Origin of the sequence: Kitasatospora sp. NPDC088346 (genome assembly GCF_044740765.1) — a bacterium.
Lineage (GTDB): Bacteria > Actinomycetota > Actinomycetes > Streptomycetales > Streptomycetaceae > Kitasatospora.
Genome location: NZ_JBIURH010000024.1, coordinates 47987 through 68755 on the forward strand (window position 1 = coordinate 47987; position 20769 = coordinate 68755).

Below are 20769 nucleotides of genomic sequence, written 5' to 3' on the forward strand. Positions count from 1 at the left end.
GCTGACCGGGGTGGTCAGCGGGACCCGGGCGGTCAGTGCCGGCGGTGCTGGGCGCGGCGGCCGCGGTCAGTGCCGGCGGTGCTGGGCGCGGCGGCGGCGCAGGAGGAGGGCCAGGGCGCCGCCCCCGAGCACGAGGGTGCTGCCGAGGACGGCGGGGACGGTGACGTCGGCGCCGGTGTGGGCGAGGGACGCGGCTCCGCCGGTGGTGGTGGTCTCGGTAGGCCGGGGCGGGAGGGCGGTGCTGCCGATGTCGGTCGCGTCGTCACCGTCGCCGGCGGAGCGGGTGGGCGTCGGCTGGGCGGAGGTCGGGGCGGCGGTGTGGGTCGGGGTCGTCCCGGTGCCGGGCCTGCTGGGCGAGGCGCTCGACGTGGGGCCGGGGTTGGGGTCCGGGGTGGAGCCGTTGCCGAGCGTGATCCGGACCTCGGCGCCGGCGGCGGTGCTGCCGGTGACGCCGATGGACAGGCCGTTCGCGGTGTCGGTGAGGGCCGCGCCGGCCTTGAACGAGCCGACGGTCGTCTTGTCGTCCCGCTTGCTGTTGGTGATCATGACGGCGTGGTCGTACCGGCCCTTGGGCACGCGGTAGACGACGACGCCCTGCGCGACGTTGATGTCCGGGGTACCGGCGTCGGGCGTGCGGTACTCGACGACCACCCGGTCGCCGCCGCTGCCCAGGGGGAGGTCGATGGCGCGCACCCCGGAGGTGTTCGCGGCGGCGTGCAGCGGGGTGAGGCGCACCGTGGCGGTGGCGGTGGGCGTGGTGGTCTGCTGGGGGGTCAGCCACTTCAGGGCGAGGAGCTCCGGCGCGGAGAGGCCCTTCTTCTCGCCGCCCCCGCCCATCGGCGTCCGCGCGCTGTAGCCGTCGGCGGTGCAGGCGGTGAAGCTGCCCGGCGTGCACACGTGCCACTCCTGGTGGGCGAGGCCGAGGTTGTGGCCGACCTCGTGGACGATGGCGGCGGTGTCCTTGACAGCCCCCTCCTGGAGCCAGGTGACGCTCCCGGGCTGGTGGCCGAGCCCCCACCACTGGCAGGCCTTCGTGCTGGGTATGACGATCGACACGTGGTCGTAGGTCACGTCCGCCGGGAGGGCCTTGCGGGCGAGCTCGGCCATCTTGTTGGTGTCACAGGTGGCGTTGTCCATGTCGAGGTCGAACGGTCCGAGCACGCCGTCCCCCTTGGCCGGCGCCACGGCGAACCGGCCCCCGGAGTTCGCCGCGTAGTACGAGGCCAGCGAGCCCGTCGGACCGAAGAACCGGCTGCGGGCCTCCTGGCGGTCCACGTCGGGTTCGGTGAGCTTGGCGCTGCGGAAGTTGACGAGGACGACGATGTGCCGGTCCGTCGTCTGCGGGCCCGGATCGGCGGCCGCCGCCGGCGTGGCGAGGGCCGCGGCCGGGACGACCAGGGCACTCGCGGCCGCGACGGCGAGGAGGGTGGTGGCCGGCGAGCGGCGGGTCGTGTCGTTCGGGGAGGTACGGCGTGCCATGCGCGGGTCCTTCGGTTCGTAGGGTCCGGCCACGGGGTGCGCGGCAGCGAACGGGCGGGGTGGTGCGGGTTCCGGAATCCCCGGCGATCCGCGAAGCGCGGGACCGGGCGGAGCACAGGGGACGGGGCGCCGACCGGTCGTCATGTGCGCCGCTCCCTGTCTCCCGGTTCCTGAGGGGGAAACCGGGCAGGCCGCCGAACGACCCGCGACTTTGCCAAGGCTTTACCGAACACGTTCTCCGGCCCGCCGACCGACTGACGGTACGAATGCGGACGAGCCGTGCCTCACGGCGCCACCGGGCAACAGGGACACCCCGACGGGCAACCGCCCGCCCGAAGACCGCCCCGGACCGATACACCCTCGCGGCCCTGCCCGCCGCCGGACGCGCGTTGCCGCGGAGGCGAACGGGCGTGCACACTTGCCCGCTATCCAGCCGAAACGCAGGCCGGCCCCGCGGGCGGACATGCCGCGCACCCTCATCCCACCGGCCGTCGACGAGCAGATCGGAGCAAGCGTTGAGCGTACTGACGACGGCCCTCCGGGCGGACCTCACCGACCTGAGCGACGCCGACCTGGCCGCACTGCTGCACGAGCCCCACACCGCGGCGGGGCCCGCCGTCCGTGACGTGATGGGCGAGGTGTTCGCCCGTCACCACCCCGCCGTCCTGGCCTACGCCCGCACCTGCTGCCGGGACGCCGCGACCGCGCACGACCTCGCGGCCGAGGCCTTCGCCCGCACCTACCGCTCGGTCGCCTCGGGAGCCGGACCGCACCACGCCTGGCGCCCGTACCTGCTGACCTGCGTCCGGCACACGGCGGTGGACTGGGCTCGCGACGGCGCCCGAACCCAGCTGTCGGACGACTTCGAGAGCTGGGCCGACACCCTGCCCGCCGGCCAGGACGTCGAGTCCGCCGTGCTCGCCGCCGAGGAGGGGTCGCTCGTCCTGCGCGCCTACCGGTCGCTGCCCGAGCGCTGGCAGGCCGTGCTGTGGCACGCGGTGGTCGAGCGCGAGCCCGCCGCCGAGACCGCCCGGCGACTGGGCATCACCGCCCGGGGCATCGGATCACTCGCCGCCCGCGCCCGCGAAGGCCTGCGCGAGGCCTACCTGCGGGCCCACCTCGACCAGACCGCCAGCGAGGAGTGCCGCCACTACGGCAGGCTGATCGCCGCCTCGGTACGCCGGTCCGACAAGCGCACCACCCACGACCTCGGCCGCCACCTCCAGTCCTGCGCCGACTGCGTACGGGCGGAACGCGACCTGCGCGACATCAACGGCCGCCTCGGCGCGGTCCTGCCCGCAGGCATCCTGCTGTGGAGCCCCCAACTCCTCTGGCCGACCGCCGCCGGCCACGGCGCCCACCTGGCCCCCGCCGCCGCCAAGCTGGGAGCGGCACGCCTCGGCACCGCCAAGGCTGCATGGACGGCCGCGGCCGTCACCGGCGCGACCGTCGCCGCTGTCGTCGTCCTACCCGACCTGGGGCCCGCGTCCGACCGGCCGGCGCCCCCGCCGCTGACGACGATCCGGGCGGCCTCCCCGAACCGCCCGCCGGCCCCGACCGCCCCGCCCTCCACAACCCTTGCACCGCCCGTCACCGCGACCGCCGGCACCACCTCGCCCTCCCCCACCGCCCCGACCCCGGGCTCCCGGACCATGGTCAACGCAATGACCGGACTCTGCGCCCAGGCCGACCCCGCAGGCACCCTCACCCAACGCACCTGCGACGGCGGCGCCACCCAGACCTGGACCGTCGTCCCGGTCGGGGACAGCGTCCGGATCAGGAACGCCGGCACCGGCCGCTGCCTCGGGACCGGCGGCAGCACCGCCGACGGCGCCCCCCTCGTCCAGGAGACCTGCGCCAACGGGAACAGCGGCCAGCTCTGGACCCTCCAGAACAACGGCATGGTCGTCAACACCGCCAACGACCTGCTGCTCGGCCTCAAACACTGGCCCAAGGCCGACCACCCCGGGGACGGCGACCAGCTGACACAGAGCCGGAACTACTACGACAGTCAGGCCTTCCGCTGGCAGCAGCGCCCACCGGAGACCTGACCGGGCCGGGGACATGGCGGGGTTGCTCCGAAGGCGGTCACGGATGCGGGGCCCGGTGCCGCTGCCGCGACCGCCGACACCGACCGCGGCCCCGGCGGCAGGGCGGACAGGAGAAGGCCGGCAGGTCCGGATCGTCGAAGAACGCGCCGCCGGGGTCCCGAGGCACGGCCAGTTCACGGTGAAGCCGACGGCCGCCGCAGAGACGGCACCGGCGGACCCGGGCCGCCCGGGGCGCAGGACAGGAGCGTCCCGGCGGGAAGGAACCGCCGGGCGGCACGACACCGAGCCCGAGCCGTGAGGTGAAGGCACGGGCGGGCCGGGCTACGGACAGAAGCGGAGAGGGCAGGATTCGAACCTGCGCGGGCCCCCCGAAGGGCCCTGCTCGGCCGTTGCCGGCCAGGCACCCGATGAGCCGCTCCGGGCACCTCTCCCAGTCCCGGGAGCCGCGTTCCTGCTCCCTGACGTGCCCTCAGCATGACCCATCGCACTGACCGGCCACTGACACCTCCCTGACCCGGCCCGCGCCCGGGGCGGGTGCCGCGGACCTGGCGTTCGGCGATCACTTGCCGGCGCAGGATGTGGGAGTTCGGCCGGCAGTTCCGTGAACTCCTGGCGCCGCATCAGGACCCGGCGCGCCGGCCCCCTCCGGCGGGATGCGGCCAGGCCGATGGCGGATGCTGCGCGCCTGGACGGGTTCGAGGCGGGCCTCGACCTGCCGCTGCCGGCCGACCTGAGGGGGTGGTGGTTGCTGCCCGAGGTCGCCGCAAACCACTGGATACCGGGCGAGTTCGTTCCGGTCGCACTGGAGGAGGCGCTGGAGACCCACGCGATCTGGTTGCCGGTCGCCGAGCAGGAGGGCGAGTCGTTCGACGGGAACGGGCAGCCCGAGGCCCGCTACCTGCGCGTGTTCATGCCGATCGCGCTGAGCCCCGGCGGATGATCAGGCCGCTCAGTGCCAGACGGTGTTCCAGTCCTGGTTCGCGGGCCCGTTGTTCATGTCCAGATTCGACAGGAGGCCGACCAGGAAAAGGACCACCACGATCAGCCCGAGCACCGCCACCCAGAAGGCGTCCTGGGGTCCCGGAGTGTGCCGGCCCGGTGGGTGATCAGGCCGGTCACCGCCTCCCTCACCGCCCCTGCCCTCGGTGTCGTCCTCTCCGTCGGCCACCATGCGCCCCCTTCCGCCGGATCCATGGCACCGCGCCATCCGGGCGACGTCAAGCCTCCCCGCAGCAACCTCATGCCCGCCACGGCCGTCGGCCGGTGCCGCGCCTCGTGCCCCGGTGCGGCCTGTCGGGTTGCTGCTCCTGGTGGTGTCCCGGTGGCCGCGCGGGGCGGATCTCACCGGGTACGGAGGAGAACTCACTGGCCATGCGTAGGCGGTGCGCAGCTCCAAGCGGGCACCCGCGAGTGTGTGGGCGTGGGAACGCGGCAAGGGCTTCGCCAGAGCATCACGATCTCTCCGCTGTCAAGGCGGAAGACGTGGCCCGCCTCCCGTCCGACGCGAGGTCTGCAGCGTCCAGAGCCTGCGGATTTCCACGGCGAGGAAACGGCTCACCTTTGGGGAAGAGACGGGACGGAGCGCGCATCTCCGGCGGGCTCTCGTGGGCAGCTGCCACGCTGGTGACTGCTGCCTCGAGTGTCACGCCAAGGGCTCCGACCGGGCGGCTCGCAAACCCGCATTAACCAGCGCTTTCATGGGTGAGATGCCCAATGAGTTGGCGTTTTGCGAGAGTTGGACGAGAAACGCGGTCGCAAGTTCAGGTGTAGATCAGTCATCCGTCGGGTCAGGCGTGTAGTCGTACTCGTCGACGTCTAGAGCAGCACCGGTGGCGTGGAGAAACGCCAGCACGTCGCGTCCCAGGTGCCACCCCAGCAGGCCCGGACCCTCGATGAGCTCTGGGGCACGCAGGCGAGGCGGTCCTGTCCGTCCTCATCGTTGAACATGCGCACAACTTCCAGAACAGCACTGGGGCCTTGACAATCTTCGGCGTCGAGCTGCCGGGCCAGGGCCGCGATTGCATCGACGTGCGGTTCGAGCCGCGCCACGACGCGGGCAACCTGTTCGTCGACGCTCAAGCCCGGCTCACGGCATACGATCTTCCATCGGTGGATGACCGGAACCACTTTGGGTTCGGTGAAGCGGCTGCCTCGAACCATGATCTCGTCCGGTTCGATTCCCAGCACGGCCGTCATCTCCGCGGCCGACATGGCGAGGCTGGACAGCCCGAAGTAGACGTACTGACTGATGAGCATGCGGGAGGGATAGGCGTCGCACCGGTTGGCGGCTCGGCGATAGGTATGGGGCACTGGGCGATTGGCAGGACGATGACCGAGTCCGGGACAGACGCGCCGGTCAGTGCTGTTGGTCGGCCACCGTCTTCGCAACGAGGGCGAACAGGCCCGGTTCGGGCTCGTTGAGGATGCCGCGAACCACCAGTCGCTTCAGCTTCGCGTGCGCGCCTTCGGTGTTCCGCGGCTTGATGCCGAGGCCAAGCGCATGGCAGACATCCTTGGCGCGGAGTCCGCCCCCGGCCCGCTCCATGGTGGCCCGGATCTAGCGGTATCCGGGCGGCAGCGGCCCCGGCAGCGGCATGCCATCCTCGGCAGCCAGTTCCACCACGGTCTCGCGGGCGATCTCCAGACGCTTCAAGGTGTCTTCGGCAGCGGCGAGTTGTTCGGTGAGCTGGGCAATCTGGTCACGCAGCCGTTCGGCTGTTTCGCGGACGAGCTGTTGCCGGGCCTCGATCTTGTCCAGGAGTTCCCTCGTCGACACTCCCGCCAGTTACAGGTGCTCGATGCAAGGGTGGCGGGTCGCGCCAGGTCGGGGTGGCGGAGCTTGGCGTCGGTCATAGACCAGTGGATCACCGCCACCGAGCGGGCCGGCTTGGCCTCGCAGTCCCGTGCGAGCCTGCGGTGGACAAAGCACACATGACCACCGCAGCCGAAGGTTGCAGCGACAACAAGGTGTTTGTTCGTCCATACCCTCTCGCCGTCCCAGCCGCGGAAGTCCTGCGCGAGGCCGTCGAGGAAGTCGTCCAGCCTGTCCCAGACCGTCACCCCGAAGGTCTTGATGCTGGCCCGTACACCGGCATCAGTGGCCTCGACCCCGACCACAAAGTGGTATTCGTCTTCCCTCGCCCAGTCGAAGAGCCGTACTCACGCATCCGGCGAACCCGCGATCCGCCAACGTCGAGCTCGACCTGTTGGCTGTGTAGGTGACAACGGAGAGCGGGTGTCGGCGAGTTCTGGCATCGATTCTTGATCGAGATGCCAGGAAATATCGGAGTGAACCGAGAGCAGCTGGAGGCTGCGCCGGCGTGTCGGAAGCCGACGGCAAAAACCAGTCGGGCGAAGGGTGCTGAAGCGGCTCGGCTAGCGTGGACGCATGGTGCATCTCAAGCAACCGCAGTTGTCCGGGCTGGGGCGGAATGCGGCCGCTCCGGCGGACGTCCTGGTGCGCCTAGCCGCGCACAAAGCGGGCCGGCACGGGCTAGCGATACGCAAGGGCCGGCTGCCGGACGCGGTGGCCGAGGCCCTGCTGACGCCCGGCGGCAGGGATTCGGCGGTGCTCCTGCACGGGGGCCGGGTCTCCCCCGGCGATGCGCCGCCGGATCGCCGACCATCCCGATCCGGCGATCGGCGACGCCCACGCGGACTTCGTCCGGACGATGGTGGAGTGCGGGGTGCCGATGGGCATCGAGGGCCTGGTCGAGGCCTACGGGCGGCCGCCGGCGGAACTCGCGGCCGCCTCGGATCCCAAGCTGCGCGCGGCCGTCGCCGAGGCCTGGCGGGACCGGCCGATGGCCCTGCAACTGGCGCTGCTCACCGATCCGGCCCCCGAAGTGCGGGCCGCGGCCACCAAGGCCCAGCACCCGGGCGTCCCGCCGGAGTACCGCGAGCGCTGCCTCGCCGATCCGGCCGTCCAGGCCAACGTCGCGCGTCGTCTTCCGCTGACGCCGGACCAGTTCGACCGGCTGCTGACCACCGGTGACGAAGCGGTGCTGCACGCCGTGGCCGGGAACCCTTACCTGACCGCCGACTTGGTCGCCCAACTGGAGGACAGCGAGGACCCGGCCGTGCGCGTCGCGGTGGCCTACAGCCGCCACGCCACCGCCGAAACCCGGGACCGGCTGCTCGCGCTGGTGGAGGCCGAGGACGCGGCCGGCGGCGAGGATGCCGCTCTCGCCCTCCACTGGTCGCCCCACGAGCCGGGCCGGCTGCGGGACGCGCCGCTCGCCGAGCGGCTGACCTACCTCGACTGCCCGCACGCGGTGTTCCGGCGCGTCCTGGCAGCAGGCCGGGACCTGCCGGACGAGGCCTGGCAGCGGCTGGACGACGACCCGGACGTGTCCGTCCGCCGCGCCGCCGCCCGCCGGCCCGACACGCCGTCCCAGGTTCTGCTGCGGCTGGTCCGCGACCACGGTGAGGTCTTCCACGTTCGACCGCTGTTGGTGGACCACCCCAACTTCCCGCGCCAGGCCCTGCGCGGCTTCGCCGACGGGCCGGACCCGCGGGTGCGGGTCCTCGCTCTGGAGGACCCAGGGCTGCCGGTGTCGGAGCTGCGGCGGTTCGCGGCATGCGAGGAGTCGTTTCTGCGCGCGGGCGCGGCCCGGCAGCCCAACGTCGCCTCGGACCTCCTGGAGCAGTTGCTGGTGGACCCGGAACCGAAGGTCGCCGACGACGCGGCGGCCAACCCCGTGCTGTCACTGGCCCGGAGGGACCGCGTCCTCACCGAGGCCGGCCTCTGACAGCCGCCCGGGGCTCCACCTTCCTGTCGCCGATCGGTGAGGCGGTAGGCCTCGGGGATCGGGCTGTTGGTCCAGCAGACGCACATGCCGCCGACCTGGAGTTCGGGCCACGCGGACTTCCAGGGCCTTGGCCACTGTCAGGAAGCCGACACCGTACGTTCGCCGGAAAGGTTCGACAGGCCGCCACGCGCGTGACAGTGAATCGCCGCATACAGATCGACCTTGGTCTTCGGCAGCGCGGGCCCCTCGTCGTGCCGATCACAACTATGCTCCCGAAGCAAGCACCCGAGCGCTCTCAAAACTCAGCGACATCACTCACCCGAAGCGTCGGGTGCTCTCGCCGCCCAGCAAACAGATGCTCTCACCACTCACGTATAGAGCCAACCTGTCCAGAACCTCCGAGGTCGCCCTGCACTACCAGGACAGCCGCCGCCCAGGTCCTCGATGGTCGAGGTCGAGGACCTGGGCGGCGCGAGCGACGACGGCACCACCGACACAATCGACCGGCCCGCACCTCGCCCTCCTGGTCACCCGCCGTGCTCGACGCCGACCTGCGCCCCGTCCTGGACACGTACGAGGCCGCTGCATTGCCGCCGCACCAAGGACGTCAGCGGCCCGCCAGGCGTTGCTCGAAGCCGTCGCCTGCCACCACTACCGCGGCCCGCCTCGGTGGCGCACTCCGACCGGCCGTGGTGATCACCTGCTGTCAGGTGGAGGCAGCGGCGCAGCCGTTCTCGCAACGGTGTTCAGCGACCCGCCGGACCCGGGCACGGCCGGCCTGCCCGGGTCGTCGGCGGCCTTCGACCCGGATCTCCGTACAGCGCCGGCGGCTCAGCGTCCAGGCTGCGCCGAGGCCCGGGCAGCAGGTCGCGGAAGGCCCGAACGGCGTGCCGTCGGGGCCGCTGCCGCCGGGGTGGTCGCAGGGCGTCGTCGCTGGTCCGACGGTCCGACTGCAACTCCGGTTGCACAGGGGCCTGGCATGGCTTGCGACCCCGGTTGCACGGGGTGGGGGCCCCGGGATTGATGTGGCACTGCCTGCTCGGCGCCGAGGATGGCCGGGTGACCGAGATCATCACGGGACTGCACATGTCCCCCCTGGAAATCCTTGCCGTGCTGGGTGCCGTCGCGCTGGTGGTGGCGCGCTGGCTTCCCCCTGCCGCCCGCCCACGCGTCACGATCGCGGCGGGGGCGGTTCTCGTGGCGTCCGCGATCGTGCTGGGTTCGGCGGGGATCCGCTGGCAGATGCTGCCGGTCCTGGCGGGCGCTGCCTTCGTGTTGCCGTTCGCTCTCTCTCCCCTGCTGCGGCGCCGTACGGGCCGGACGGTGTGGCGGGCCCGCTGGTGGTTGGCGTTGCCGGGATCGGTGGCCTGCGTCGGCCTGATCGCCGCGGGGCCGGTGGCCGCCTGGGCCTTTCCCGTACCCGTGTTCCCCGAACCGTCGGGCGACTTCGCGGTCGGCACCCGCGTGGTGCAGTGGACCGACCCGCTGCGCCCCGAGACCTTCACCGCCGATCCCGACGACCGGCGTACGGTCGTGGTGCAGCTCTGGTATCCCGCACAGAGGAGCCCCGCCGGCGCGCAGCGGGCCCAGTACCTGGGGCGCACGGAGCAGGAGGCGCGCACCGTCTCCGACGCCCTGGCCCACGGAGTGGGCCTGCCGGGCTTCCTGGTCGACGGTGTGCCGCGGGCCCGCACCCGTGCGGTCTTCAACGCCCCGGTGGACGGCGCGGGGGGACGGTTCCCCGTCGTGCTGTTCTCTCCCGGGTCGGGCGGAGTGCGCACCCAGAACACCGCCTGGGCGGAGGAACTGACCAGCCACGGCTATGTGGTGGCAGCCCTCGACCATCCGTACGACGCCGCCGCGGTCGTGCTCGCCGACGGCCGGACGATCAGCACCGCGATCGCCTCCAGCGGCGACCGGGACAGGGACGACGAGCTGGCGGCCGGCTGGACGGCGGTCCGAGCCGCCGACCTCGGCTTCGTCCTCACCCAACTGGAGCGTCTGGACCGGGGTGAGATCGCCGATCCGCTGGCCGGACACCTGGACACCGGCCGGGTCGCGGTGACCGGCCACTCCATCGGTGGCGCCGCCGCCCTTCAGGCTGCGCGGCAGGACGGCCGGTTCGACGCCGTCATCGATCTGGACGGGTTCCCCCACGGCCCCGCCTCCCCCGCCCTCCGCCAGCCGACGCTCACGCTCACCCAGGCCATCACCCCCGCGACCGACGCCCGTTACCTGCCCCGTCTCACCGAGGCACTCGGCTCCAGTACCGCGACGAGCTACCTGCTCACCGTCCCCGGCGCCGCGCACCTGACCTTCATGGACGGCCCCCTGTACCTGCCGCCCGTGCCCTCGATCGTCGGCTCCCTGGGCCGCACCGAGAGCCCGCGCGTCGTCGCCGCGGCCACCCTCGCCTTCCTGGACACCGTTCTGCGGGACGGACCCGGCGACCTGGCCGACGTGCTGCCGGCCTACGGCGACCTCAGCGTCCGCCACCCGGACGGCAGCCGCTGATCTGCTGCTCCCGGGGCACGTCGGGCTGCCGGAAGGCGACCGGATCACCGACCGGACGGGCGCGTTCGGACCGCCAGCAGCCAGGGCAACGAGCGGACACGCCCCACGCCGAACAACCGGGCAGCACCGCAGCGGCCCGGAATCCCTGCCACGAATATGGATGACCGGCGTGCACCCCGCGCGGCCTCAGGTCCTGGCACTCGGCGGTCTCACGGTCTGCCGGCTCCTCGAAGACCAGTCAGGCTCCCCCAGTCGCCACGGCGCTCCACTCCGGGCCGGACGCGGTCGACGCGACGCGGCACGGCACGGCACGGCACGGCACGGCAGACGGTGGATGCCTACGCGGGGCGGCTGTGCGGCCGGGTCACGCGCGGGCTGGTCTGCCGCGCCGTGCCCGTCGTGTCGACGTCTTCGCCGTGCTTGGCCCCGGGCGGGGTTAGAAGTCCGTAAGGCGTCCGCACCCGGATCCGCGCCGTTCCCGTGCCTAGGGTGTGGCCATGAACGCTCGCCACCTCGGGGCTGTCGCCGTCGCCGCGGCTCTGCTGACCTCGGCCGCGTGTGCCGCGCCGTCGAAGCCGGCGCCGCCGTCGCCGCGGCCACCCGACTCGGCGACGGCGTCCGGCTCGTCGGCCCCCTCGGCCGGTATGGGCGGGGTACCGTCCGCGCTCGCCCTCACGCGAGGGCAGGGCTTCGACGCGTCGGGGGCGTTCGTCCCCCAGATGACCTGTGACGACCCGCACGACTACTCCCCCGGTCTCACGATCGGCGGCCTCCCGCCGGGGACGGCCGAACTGGCCCTGTCGATGGTCGACTTGACCGACCGGCGGATCCACTGGCTACAGCTCGGAATCCCGGCCGGCACCACCGCGCTGACTGCTCACCACCTCGTCTCCGGTGCGCGTGAGGCGCTCAACGACCTGGGCGAGGCCACCTACGACGGGCCCTGCCCTCCGCATGGAGAGACCCACCAGTACCAACTGGCCCTGTACGCACTCCCCGAGGCCGTCCCCGCGTCCTTCGGCAAGGACACGCCACCGCGCCGGACCTTGCAGGAGCTTCGGAGCAGGGCGCTCGGATCCACTCAGTTCGTCGCCTCGTACACGCGGCGATGACGGGAACCCCCGATCACGGCCCCCGCCACCACGCGGTACCCCCGGCCGGCTGCCACCGGCTGCCCGCCCACACCCCGAAACGAAAGGGACACCATGGAAACGCTCCTGACGGAGACACAGGCCGAGGCGTACGTCCGCGGCGTCTGCTTCAAGACCGGCCCGCCCGGCCGCGTCGGCGTCGAGGTCGAATGGCTGGTGCACGATCGCGCCGACCGCGCCCGCCCGGTCCCCGCCGCCCGGCTGGACGCCGCACTCGCCACCCTGGAGGCCGCCGGTGGGCTGCCGCACCGCTCCGAGCTCACCCGGGAGCCCGGCGGGCAGATCGAGCTCAGCACCAGGTCCGCCACCACGCTCGCCGCCTGCGTGCGATCCACCGCCGACGACCTGGACGTCCTGCGGGACACGCTCTCCCGTGCGGGTCTGGAACTCACCGGCTGCGGGCTCGATCCGCACCGCGACCCGGCACGGCTCCTGGACCACCCGCGCTACCGGGCGATGGAACAGCACTTCGACCGACGGGGCCTGTGGGGACGGATGATGATGCGGGCCACCGCGTCCGTACAGATCAACCTCGACGGCGGCGACGACACGGACGGCATCACCGGCTACCGCCGACGTTGGGCGCTGGCCCACCGGATCGGCCCGGTGCTGGTCGCCTCCTTCGCCAACTCCCCCCTGTGGCACGGCAGGCCCACCGGCTGGCGCTCCACCCGGCAGCAGGTCTGGGCGAACGCGGACCCCGACCGCACGCGGCCGCCCGAGCCGGGCCCGGATCCGCGCGGGGCCTGGGCCCGCTACGCCCTGGACGCCCCGCTGCTGTGCCTGCGCCGCGCCGCGCCCGGATCCTGGGCCGCGCCGCGCGGCCTCACCTTCCGCTCCTGGCTGCGCGGCGGGGCGGCCGAACGACCGCCCACCCTGGACGACCTGGACTACCACCTGACCACGCTGTTCCCACCGGTACGCGCCCGCGGCTGGCTGGAGCTGCGGATGGTCGACGCCCAGGACGGCGACGGCTGGATCGTCCCGACGGTCCTGGCGGCCACCCTGCTGGACGACCCGGCGGCGGCCGAGGCCGCCTGGCAGGCCACCGCGCCGCTCTGCCCGGGCGGCGACGACCAGCCGCCGGCCGGGATGTGGCAGCGTGCCGCCCGGCTCGGCCCCGCCGACCCCGAGATCGGCAAGGCCGCCCGGGTCTGCTTCACGGCCGCCGTCGCCGCGCTCGCCGACTCCGGGACCGATCCCGACGGCCGGCTGCGCGGCGCCCTCACCGCGTTCGCCGACCGCTACACCGAACGGGGCCGCTGTCCCGCCGACGACCTCCTGGAAGGAACGGACCGCTGAACGCGCACCCCACTCCCGGCGACGCCGCCACCGCACTGGCATCCTCCCGGCAGCGGACGCTCGCACTGACGGACTGCCTGGACGAGGCCGAACTGCTCGCCCAGCACTCCCCGTTGATGTCACCGCTGGTATGGGACCTGGCCCACGTCGGCAACCAGGAGGAGATCTGGCTGGTCCGCGAGGCCGGCCGACGGCCTGCGCTGCGCCCCGACCTCGACCAGCTCTACGACGCCTTCCGGCACGCGCGCGCCGACCGCACCGCCCTCCCGCTGCTGCCGCCGGACGCAGCCCGCGGCTACCTCCGCCAGGTCCGCGAGCAGGCCCTGGAGGTCCTGGACGCCGCGGTGTTCGGCCAGGACGACCCCTCCACCGGGCAGGACCCGCTGCTCGCCGGTGGCTTCGTCTTCGGGATGGTCGCCCAGCACGAGCAGCAGCACGCCGAGACCATGCTGGCCACCCACCAGCTGCGCTCCGGTCCCGCCGTCCTGGCCGCCCCGCCCCCACCGCCGGCCCGCCCCGACGAGACGGCCCTGCCGCGCGAGGTCCTGGTGCCCGGCGGCCCGTTCACCATGGGCACCGACACCGACCCGTGGGCTCTGGACAACGAACGGCCCGCCCACGTTGTGGACGTGGCACCGTTCTGGCTGGACACCGTCCCGGTGAGCAACGCCGACTACCGGGAGTTCATCGCGGACGACGGCTACGCCGACCCGCGCTGGTGGACCCCGCAGGGCTGGGCGCACCGACAGCGGGCCGGCCTGGAGGCCCCCCTGTTCTGGCAGCGCGACGGCCGGGACTGGCTGCGCCGCCGCTTCGGCCGCACCGAACCGGTGCCACCGCTGGAGCCGGTCCTTCACGTGTGCTGGTACGAGGCCGACGCCTACGCGCGCTGGGCCGGCCGGCGGCTGCCGACCGAGGCCGAGTGGGAGAAGGCCGCCCGCCACGATCCGGCCACCGGCCGTTCCCGCCGCCACCCCTGGGGAGACGGCGCCCCGGCCCCCGAGCACGCCAACCTCGGCCAGCGCCACCTGCAGCCCGCTCCGGTGGGCAGCTACCCGGCGGGCGCCGCGCCGTCCGGCGCGCGGCAGCTGACCGGCGACGTGTGGGAGTGGACCGCCAGCGACTTCCTGCCCTACCCGGGCTTCACCGTCTTCCCCTACCAGGAGTACTCCGACGTGTTCTTCGGCCCCGAGTACAAGGTGCTGCGCGGCGGGGCGTTCGGCGTGGACCCGGTCGCCTGCCGCGGCACCTTCCGCAACTGGGACCACCCGATCCGCCGCCAGATCTTCAGCGGGTTCCGCACCGCCCGTGACACCGCCCCGGGCGAGGCACGCTGATGTGCCGCCATCTCGCCTACCTCGGACCGGAAACCACCGCCGCCGCACTGCTGCTCGACCCGCCGCACGGCCTGTGCACGCAGTCCTGGGCCCCCCGGCAGCAGCGGCACGGCACCGTGAACGCGGACGGGTTCGGCCTCGGCTGGTACCTGCCGGCCGCGGACGAGCCGCCGGCCCGCTACCGGCGCGCGGTGCCGGTCTGGGCCGACCCCAACCTGCCCGACCTCGCCCGCACCGTCCGTACCAGGGCCCTGCTGGCCGCCGTCCGCTCGGCCACCCCGGGCACCGGCCACGACGAAGCGGCCGCCGCTCCCTTCCAGGACGGGAACCGGCTGTTCAGCCACAACGGGGCCGTCCCCGACTGGACCAGGCTGCCCGCCGCGCTGGGCGCGGCCTGCGGGCTCGACCCCGCGGAGCTGCTCGCCCTGGAGGCTCGCAGCGACTCCGCGCTGCTCTGGGCGATCCTCGGCCACCGGCTGCGCCGGGGCGAGCCGGCCGCCGGGACCCTGGCCGCCGTGGTGCGCCAGACCGCGGCCGTCCGCCCGGACGCCCGGCTGAACCTGCTGCTCACCGACGGCCGCACGATCACCGCCACCCGCCACGGCGACACGCTCTGGTATCGGACGGCCCCCGACCGCGTGCTGGTCGCCTCCGAACCGGACGGCGAGGGAGCCTGGCACGAGGTCCCCGAGCACTCCCTCCTCGTCGCCGTCCCCGGCCACGTCCGGGTGGTCCCGCTGCGGCCCGCCGCAGCACGCCCGTCCGCCACCCCCAAGGACCTCACCACCAAGGACCCCACCCTCGAAGGCCTCACCACCAAGGACTGCAGCACGATGACGAACCGCTTCACGCTCGACCACCGGCTCCCCCAGGACCACCTCGCCACCACGCTGCGCGCCGACGTGCTGCACGGCCTGTCCGACGCGCCCAGGACACTGCCGTCCAAGTGGTTCTACGACGCCCACGGCAGCGCACTCTTCGAGCAGATCACCCGCCTGCCCGAGTACTACCCGACCCGCGCCGAGCAGGAGATCCTCGCCCGGCGGGCTCCGGAGATCGCCGCGCTCACCCGGGCGAGCACCCTCGTCGAACTCGGCTCGGGCTCCTCCCGCAAGACCCGCCTGCTCCTGGACGCGCTCACCGCCGCCGGTACCCTGCGGTGCTACGCACCGCAGGACGTCAGCGACTCCGCGCTCACCGAAGCCGGCGAAGCCCTGGCCCTCGACTACCCCGACCTGCGCATCGCCGCCACCGTCACCGACTTCGAACACGACCTGGCCCTCGGCGACGAGCCCGGTCCACGTCTGCTCGCCTTCCTCGGCAGCACCATCGGCAACCTGGACCCCGTCCAGCGCCGCTCCTTCTACGCCACGCTGCGCCACGCACTCAGCGGCGACGACGCCCTGCTGCTCGGAGCGGACCTGGTCAAGGACCCCGGAACGCTGGTACGCGCCTACGACGACGCGCAGGGCGTGACCGCGGCCTTCAACAAGAACGTGCTGAGCGTCCTCAACCGCGAGCTCGACGCCGACTTCGACCCCGCCGCGTTCGACCACGTGGCGGTGTGGAACGGCACCGAGGAGCGCATCGAGATGCACCTGCGCGCCCGCACCGCCCAGACGGTGAAGATCCCGGCCGTGGACCTCGTCCTCGACCTCGCGGCCGAGGAGAGCGTGCGGACCGAGATCTCCGGCAAGTTCCGGCGCGAGACGCTCACCGCCGAGCTCGCCGCCGGCGGCTTCACCGTCAGTCAGTGGTGGACCGACCGGTCCGCCCGCTTCGCCCTGCTGCTCGCCGTCCCCACCCGCTGAACCACCAGGAAGCCACCATGACAGCCGCCGGCAACACCCCCGACCACACCGCGGGCACCCCCGCCCGCCGCCACGACGACCTGCGTGCCCTGTGCGTGAACTGCACCCGCAAGCCGTCGCCCGTGCTCGTCGGGCAGCCGGTCGCGGTGAGCCCGGGGCGGGCTGCCGTGATCGGTGCTCCACGGTCGGCGCATGGCGGGGAAGGTGATCGTGGCGGCGGGCTGTGCCACCTCGCCGCCGCTCACCGGCTCCCGGCCGCAGGACCACGGCGGCATGCTCGTCCCCGACCACCCGGGAGAGGACGACGCCACGGTCTCCACGTCGCCGTGCAGACCTGGCTGCTGCGCAGTCCGACCCGGCCGACCGCCTCACCGGAGCCGAGGCGGTGCATCCCCCACACAGCCGGCCGCGGAAGGACCACCCGCACTCGCCGGACCCGTCCGTTCGTGCGGAACACGAGCAGGGAGAGGGTGGGCGGACAACCCACCCGCCGGGTCCGTCCAGTGCGCGGCGGTCGCGTCGTCGTGCGGTTTGAGGCGGGGCCAGCGGCGGCCTCGCGGGTCGGAGTGTTCGGCCGCGCGTACGGCGTCCAGGAGCGTGGCGGGACCGTCGCCGTTCAGTCGGGCGACGGCCTCGGGCCAGCTCGCGAGGCGGCAGCCGCCACCGTCCTCGCTGGGTCCGCCGGCGCCGTCGAGCAGGACGAGCACGCCCGGGGCGGTGAGCAGGAGGTCCTGGTTGGGGGTGTCGGAGCGGCCGGGCAGGCTTGCCCAGGTGGGGCTCATGGTCTCCTTCAGGACAGTGTCACCTCTGCGGACATGCCGGGCATGAGGTCCTCCCGCTGGTCGTCCAGGCTGATCGTGACGTTGTAGTAGGTCGCTCCCGGTACCCGGGCGGGCTGCAACAGGATGTGGTCGACCCGTCCCGTGACGGTGTGGCCGGTGGCGGGGACGGAGATGGTGGCGGGCCGGCCTTCGCGTACGTCCGCGATCCGGGACTCGGGCAGTTGGGCGGTCACGCCGAGCGGTCCGGAGTGCAGGGTGACGAGTGCGGAGTAGGTGGCGCCGCCCACCTGGTTGGCGCCCGGGGCGGCGGTGGGGACGAACAGCTGGATGCCGGGCTGCTGGTCGGCCAGGGTGCCGGCCTGCGCGGCTGGACCGGCGTAGGTGCGCACGCCTTGGGGGCCGACGATGTCGCCGGTGGCGCCGGCGGTCCCGACGACGGTGCCGTCGGCGGGGGCGGTGATCGTGATCTGTTGCAGGGCGAGCTGGTCGGCGGCGAGTTGGGCCTGGGCGGAGGCCAGCTGGGACCGTGCCCGGGCGATGGCGGCCGGGGTGAGTGGTGCGCCTTGGGAGGCCACCGTGGTCCGGGCCGCCTCCAGGACGGACTGGCTCTGCGTCAGGCGCGTCTGGAGCTGCTGGGCATGGGCTTGTCCGGCGGACTGCAGGGTGCCGAGTCGGGCCCTGGCCCGGGCGAGTTGGGCCGTGTCCCGGTCGATCTGGGCCCGCAGGCTCTGGCAGGACTCCTGCCGGGCGGGCGGGGTGGCGGTGGTGGTGGATGGCGCGGATGCCGTGACGCTCGGTTCGGGGGAAGCGGCCATCGGGGACTCTGCGGTCGGGGTGGTGGAGGCCGGGGATGCGGCAGTTGTGCCGGCGGTGGCCGGGGATCCGGCGGCCGTGGTGGCGGTGGCCGGGGATGCCTGGCAGGCCCGGGTGAAGCGGGCGGTCTCCTCGTCCAGCGTGGCCTGGTCGGCGGAGATCACGGTGTTCTGTGCGGTGATGGCGCTCTGCGTACCGGCCTGGGCCAGGGTGAGGGCGTTCTGGGTGCTGTCGGCGGCGGCCTGGGCCTTGGCGAGGTTCAGCTCGCTCTGGGCCTGCCGGCCGGCGGCGGTGGTGGGATTGCCGTCCTCGGCGAGCAGCGCGGTGTCGGCGTCGACGGCGGCCTGGGCTGCGGCGAGGTTGGCGGCTGCCACGCTGCTCACCTGGGTGGCGAGGACCTGGCCGGCCGTGACGTGGTCGCCGGGCTTCACGGTGAGCGTCTCGACGGTGCCGGTGTTCGGGAAGTTGAGGTAGTACGCGTGGGCCGGGGTGACCTGGCCGTTGAAGGTGACCGGCCGGGATGCGACCGCGTGGTAGGTCCGGATGCCGGCGAAGGTGGCGGCGACCGCGAGGAGCAGTGCGAGGGCCAGTCTCCACGGGCCGATCGGGGGGCGGGCGGGCCTGATCTCTCCGACGCCTGCCTCGCCGCCGGCGAGCGCGGCGTTCATCCCGCGCACGGGGCGCGAGGGTCGAGCCATCGTTCCCTGCCTCCTTCCTGGGTTGGTTCGGTCCTGCCGGTGCCGGGCAACCCGCGGCACCCGCGTGCGGCGCGGGTGTGGTCGGGTCGGGTCGGGTCGGGTCGGGTCGGGTCGAGAGGACGCTAGGCGATGCGGGAGGGCGGCGCGTCCGGCAGGTCGGTGAGCAGGTCGTCGGCGGTCTCCATGCCGGGGCGCCAGACCGAGCGGGCGATGATCCGGCGGGGGTCGATCCGGGAGCGGTAGCGGCCCGCGATGTTGGTGCACTCGTCCAGCAGCCCCTCGCTGAGGCTGGTCGGTTTGAGTCCGAGTGCGAGGAACTGGTCGTTGCTCACGCGGAGTTCGTTCTCGATCGCCTCCTTCCGCGGGTTGGGCAGGTGGGCCGTGGCCACCCCGGTCAGGCTGCTGACCAGCTTGGCCAGGTCGCGTACCCGGTGGGTCTCGGTGACCTGGTTGAAGACCTTCGGCCGGTCGCCGGCGGCGGGTGGGTTGGCGAGCGCGATCTCGATACATCGCACGGTGTCCTGGAGGTGGATGAACGCGCGGGTCTGGCCGCCGGTGCCGTGGACGGTGAGCGGGTGGCCGACCGCCGCCTGGGCGAGGAAGCGGTTGAGCACGGTGCCGTAGTCGCCGTCGTAGTCGAAGCGGTTGACGAGGCGTTCGTCGCGGACGGTCTGGGCGGTCTGGGTGCCCCAGACGATGCCCTGGTGCAGGTCGGTGATGCGCAGGCCGTCGTTGGCCGCGTAGAACGAGAACATCAGCTGGTCGAGGGTCTTGGTCAGGTGGTAGACGGAGCCGGGGTGCGCCGGGTGCAGGATCCGGCGTTCCAGGTCGCCGTCCGGGGTGGGGACCTTGACGGTCAGGTAGCCCTCCGGGATGGGGGCGGATCCGGACCAGCCGTAGCCGTAGACGCCCATGGTGCCCAGGTGCACCAGGGCCGCGTCGGTGCCGCTCGCGACCAGGGCGACCAGCAGGTTGTGGGTGGCGCGGACGTTGTTGTCGACGGTGTAGCGCTTGGCGGGGACCGAGCGCATCGAGTACGGCGCGGCGCGCTGTTCGGCGAAGTGCACGACGGCGTCGGGGCGCAGGTCGGTGAGCAGGGCGGCCAGCCGCTCGTACTCGGTGGCGAGGTCCAGCCGGACGAAGCCGATGTCGCGGCCCGACACCTCGCGCCAGACCCGCAGGCGCTCCCCGATGGGCCGGATGGGCGTGACCGACTCGGCTTCCAGCTCGATGTCGATGGCACGGCGGCTGAGGTTGTCGACGATGGTCACCTCGTGGCCACGGTCGGAGAGGTGGAGGGCGGTCGGCCAACCGCAGAATCCGTCGCCGCCCAGAATCAGGACATGCATGAGGCTACTCCCTTACGCGCGGAAATCGAATAACAGGCATTGCCGTGCGGAAATGTCTCGCGTGAACGCAGAGCAAGGAAGTGCCCGAAGTAGTGGCGGGGCGGTCCGGCACCCGGGGCGCCGAGGGAGGCCGGAAATACCGGAGGACTTCCTGAAGGTGTGACGCGGCGCAGCCGAGTGCGACCGTAAAGCGGCAGGCCATGGGGAGGTGGCTGCCGGATGCTGGACGACCATGCCACAGTCGATGCGACATGTCCAGTACAAGTCAACGGCGACCCTGACGCACCGGAGCAGACCGGCGGACGCGTCTCTGCAGGTCAGTGCCGCCATTCAGACCGGACGCGAAATCCTGGACCGCAGGTGACGACGGCTCGGCACGGCGGACGGCCGGGGCCGTCCACGGCCCTCCGCTGCGGGTTCAACACGCCTGGACGGATCCTGCACGCCTTCCGCGCGGGCCGGATTCCCTGCCGGACCGCTTCGTAATGAGTCCACAAAATCTCCCACGCGACCTCTGACGCCATGTGAAGAGATCGTGTATACCTGAGTCCCGGTTCACGCCAGGAAAGGACTGGGCCATGGAATCAGGAATTCCGCGTGCGTTCGCCTGCGAGGCGGGTGCCGGGCCGGCGGAGGTGGGTGCGACCGGGATCGTGCGCGAACACCCACCTCGGCCAGCCCGTACGGGCCGTCACAGGCCGGACCACCACGGAAAAGGCCGTCGCGGTACA

The 20769-nt window shown here is 73.0% G+C and carries 16 protein-coding genes, 1 tRNA gene and 2 pseudogenes; 9 read left to right on the forward strand and 10 right to left on the reverse strand.

Annotation, left to right across the window (positions count from 1 at the left end; translation table 11 throughout):
* Positions 1 to 66: 66 nt before the first annotated feature.
* The gene (locus tag ACIOFR_RS26340) at positions 67 to 1479 is read right to left on the reverse strand and encodes a hypothetical protein (RefSeq protein ID WP_401001443.1); all 1413 of its coding nucleotides are present in this window, start codon (positions 1477 to 1479) and stop codon (positions 67 to 69) included.
* Positions 1480 to 1994: 515 nt separating this feature from the next.
* Between ACIOFR_RS26340 and ACIOFR_RS26345 the strand changes: the two genes are divergently transcribed.
* Positions 1995 to 3530: a sigma-70 family RNA polymerase sigma factor gene (locus tag ACIOFR_RS26345; RefSeq protein ID WP_401001445.1), complete on the forward strand. Its 1536-nt coding sequence runs from the start codon at positions 1995 to 1997 to the stop codon at positions 3528 to 3530.
* Positions 3531 to 3864: 334 nt separating this feature from the next.
* Here ACIOFR_RS26345 and ACIOFR_RS26350 read toward each other — a convergent pair.
* Positions 3865 to 3961: transfer RNA gene (locus ACIOFR_RS26350), tRNA-Cys, on the reverse strand.
* Between the two features lie 236 nt (positions 3962 to 4197).
* Between ACIOFR_RS26350 and ACIOFR_RS26355 the strand changes: the two genes are divergently transcribed.
* Entirely contained in the window at positions 4198 to 4470 is a 273-nt protein-coding gene (locus ACIOFR_RS26355; protein WP_401001446.1) for a hypothetical protein, read from the forward strand.
* Between the two features lie 9 nt (positions 4471 to 4479).
* Here the strand turns inward: ACIOFR_RS26355 and ACIOFR_RS26360 are convergent, their stop codons facing one another.
* The 5 genes and pseudogenes from ACIOFR_RS26360 to ACIOFR_RS26380 form a co-directional block, all read right to left on the reverse strand.
* The gene (locus tag ACIOFR_RS26360; protein WP_401001448.1) at positions 4480 to 4701 is read right to left on the reverse strand and encodes a hypothetical protein; all 222 of its coding nucleotides are present in this window, start codon (positions 4699 to 4701) and stop codon (positions 4480 to 4482) included.
* Between the two features lie 644 nt (positions 4702 to 5345).
* Entirely contained in the window at positions 5346 to 5786 is a 441-nt protein-coding gene (locus ACIOFR_RS26365; RefSeq protein WP_401001450.1) for a DUF4279 domain-containing protein, read from the reverse strand.
* Between the two features lie 100 nt (positions 5787 to 5886).
* On the reverse strand, positions 5887 to 6075 hold the full coding sequence (locus ACIOFR_RS26370; RefSeq protein ID WP_401001452.1) for a hypothetical protein: 189 nt from the start codon (positions 6073 to 6075) through the stop codon (positions 5887 to 5889).
* 12 nt (positions 6076 to 6087) lie between these two features.
* Positions 6088 to 6306, reverse strand: coding sequence for a hypothetical protein (locus ACIOFR_RS26375; RefSeq protein ID WP_401001454.1), 219 nt, complete (start codon positions 6304 to 6306; stop codon positions 6088 to 6090).
* A 158-nt stretch (positions 6307 to 6464) separates the two neighbouring features.
* Positions 6465 to 6677, reverse strand: a pseudogene (locus tag ACIOFR_RS26380) (DUF6228 family protein); the annotation flags it as partial.
* A 455-nt stretch (positions 6678 to 7132) separates the two neighbouring features.
* Here ACIOFR_RS26380 and ACIOFR_RS26385 point away from each other — a divergent pair.
* From ACIOFR_RS26385 to egtD, 7 genes and pseudogenes are all read left to right on the forward strand, one after another.
* Positions 7133 to 8281, forward strand: a complete 1149-nt coding sequence (locus ACIOFR_RS26385; RefSeq protein ID WP_401001456.1) for a hypothetical protein — start codon at positions 7133 to 7135, stop codon at positions 8279 to 8281.
* Between the two features lie 1086 nt (positions 8282 to 9367).
* Positions 9368 to 10795, forward strand: a complete 1428-nt coding sequence (locus ACIOFR_RS26390) for an alpha/beta hydrolase family protein (RefSeq protein ID WP_401001529.1) — start codon at positions 9368 to 9370, stop codon at positions 10793 to 10795.
* A gap of 497 nt (positions 10796 to 11292) precedes the next feature.
* Complete coding sequence (locus ACIOFR_RS26395; RefSeq protein WP_401001458.1) at positions 11293 to 11907, forward strand: YbhB/YbcL family Raf kinase inhibitor-like protein; 615 nt, start codon at positions 11293 to 11295, stop codon at positions 11905 to 11907.
* 93 nt (positions 11908 to 12000) lie between these two features.
* Positions 12001 to 13248 carry an ergothioneine biosynthesis glutamate--cysteine ligase EgtA gene (egtA, locus tag ACIOFR_RS26400; RefSeq protein ID WP_401001460.1) on the forward strand — a complete coding sequence of 416 codons (1248 nt, stop codon included), beginning with the start codon at positions 12001 to 12003 and terminating at the stop codon, positions 13246 to 13248.
* Positions 13245 to 14585: an ergothioneine biosynthesis protein EgtB gene (gene egtB / locus ACIOFR_RS26405; RefSeq protein WP_401001531.1), complete on the forward strand. Its 1341-nt coding sequence runs from the start codon at positions 13245 to 13247 to the stop codon at positions 14583 to 14585. Before egtA ends, egtB begins: the two co-directional genes overlap by 4 nt.
* Positions 14585 to 15265, forward strand: a pseudogene (gene egtC / locus ACIOFR_RS26410) (ergothioneine biosynthesis protein EgtC); the annotation flags it as partial. The gene egtB and the pseudogene egtC, both read left to right, overlap by 1 nt.
* 153 nt (positions 15266 to 15418) lie before the next feature.
* The gene (gene egtD, locus ACIOFR_RS26415; RefSeq protein ID WP_401001533.1) at positions 15419 to 16396 is read left to right on the forward strand and encodes an L-histidine N(alpha)-methyltransferase; all 978 of its coding nucleotides are present in this window, start codon (positions 15419 to 15421) and stop codon (positions 16394 to 16396) included.
* 368 nt (positions 16397 to 16764) lie between these two features.
* Here the strand turns inward: egtD and ACIOFR_RS26420 are convergent, their stop codons facing one another.
* From ACIOFR_RS26420 to ACIOFR_RS26430, 3 genes are all read right to left on the reverse strand, one after another.
* Positions 16765 to 17178, reverse strand: a complete 414-nt coding sequence (locus tag ACIOFR_RS26420) for a hypothetical protein (RefSeq protein ID WP_401001461.1) — start codon at positions 17176 to 17178, stop codon at positions 16765 to 16767.
* Positions 17179 to 17186: 8 nt separating this feature from the next.
* Positions 17187 to 18689 carry a hypothetical protein gene (locus ACIOFR_RS26425; protein WP_401001463.1) on the reverse strand — a complete coding sequence of 501 codons (1503 nt, stop codon included), beginning with the start codon at positions 18687 to 18689 and terminating at the stop codon, positions 17187 to 17189.
* Between the two features lie 122 nt (positions 18690 to 18811).
* Entirely contained in the window at positions 18812 to 20038 is a 1227-nt protein-coding gene (locus ACIOFR_RS26430; protein WP_401001465.1) for an NAD-dependent epimerase/dehydratase family protein, read from the reverse strand.
* Positions 20039 to 20769: the final 731 nt, after the last annotated feature.

Coding starts and splice junctions, on each gene's coding strand:
- ACIOFR_RS26340 (WP_401001443.1), bottom strand. CDS start 1,479: ATGGCACGCCGTACCTCCCCGAACGACACGACCCGCCGCTCGCCGGCC.
- ACIOFR_RS26355 (WP_401001446.1), top strand. CDS start 4,198: ATGGCGGATGCTGCGCGCCTGGACGGGTTCGAGGCGGGCCTCGACCTG.
- ACIOFR_RS26360 (WP_401001448.1), bottom strand. CDS start 4,701: ATGGTGGCCGACGGAGAGGACGACACCGAGGGCAGGGGCGGTGAGGGA.
- ACIOFR_RS26365 (WP_401001450.1), bottom strand. CDS start 5,786: ATGCTCATCAGTCAGTACGTCTACTTCGGGCTGTCCAGCCTCGCCATG.
- ACIOFR_RS26370 (WP_401001452.1), bottom strand. CDS start 6,075: ATGGAGCGGGCCGGGGGCGGACTCCGCGCCAAGGATGTCTGCCATGCG.
- ACIOFR_RS26385 (WP_401001456.1), top strand. CDS start 7,133: ATGCGCCGCCGGATCGCCGACCATCCCGATCCGGCGATCGGCGACGCC.
- ACIOFR_RS26390 (WP_401001529.1), top strand. CDS start 9,368: ATGTCCCCCCTGGAAATCCTTGCCGTGCTGGGTGCCGTCGCGCTGGTG.
- ACIOFR_RS26395 (WP_401001458.1), top strand. CDS start 11,293: ATGAACGCTCGCCACCTCGGGGCTGTCGCCGTCGCCGCGGCTCTGCTG.
- egtA (WP_401001460.1), top strand. CDS start 12,001: ATGGAAACGCTCCTGACGGAGACACAGGCCGAGGCGTACGTCCGCGGC.
- egtD (WP_401001533.1), top strand. CDS start 15,419: ATGACGAACCGCTTCACGCTCGACCACCGGCTCCCCCAGGACCACCTC.
- ACIOFR_RS26420 (WP_401001461.1), bottom strand. CDS start 17,178: ATGAGCCCCACCTGGGCAAGCCTGCCCGGCCGCTCCGACACCCCCAAC.
- ACIOFR_RS26425 (WP_401001463.1), bottom strand. CDS start 18,689: ATGGCTCGACCCTCGCGCCCCGTGCGCGGGATGAACGCCGCGCTCGCC.
- ACIOFR_RS26430 (WP_401001465.1), bottom strand. CDS start 20,038: ATGCATGTCCTGATTCTGGGCGGCGACGGATTCTGCGGTTGGCCGACC.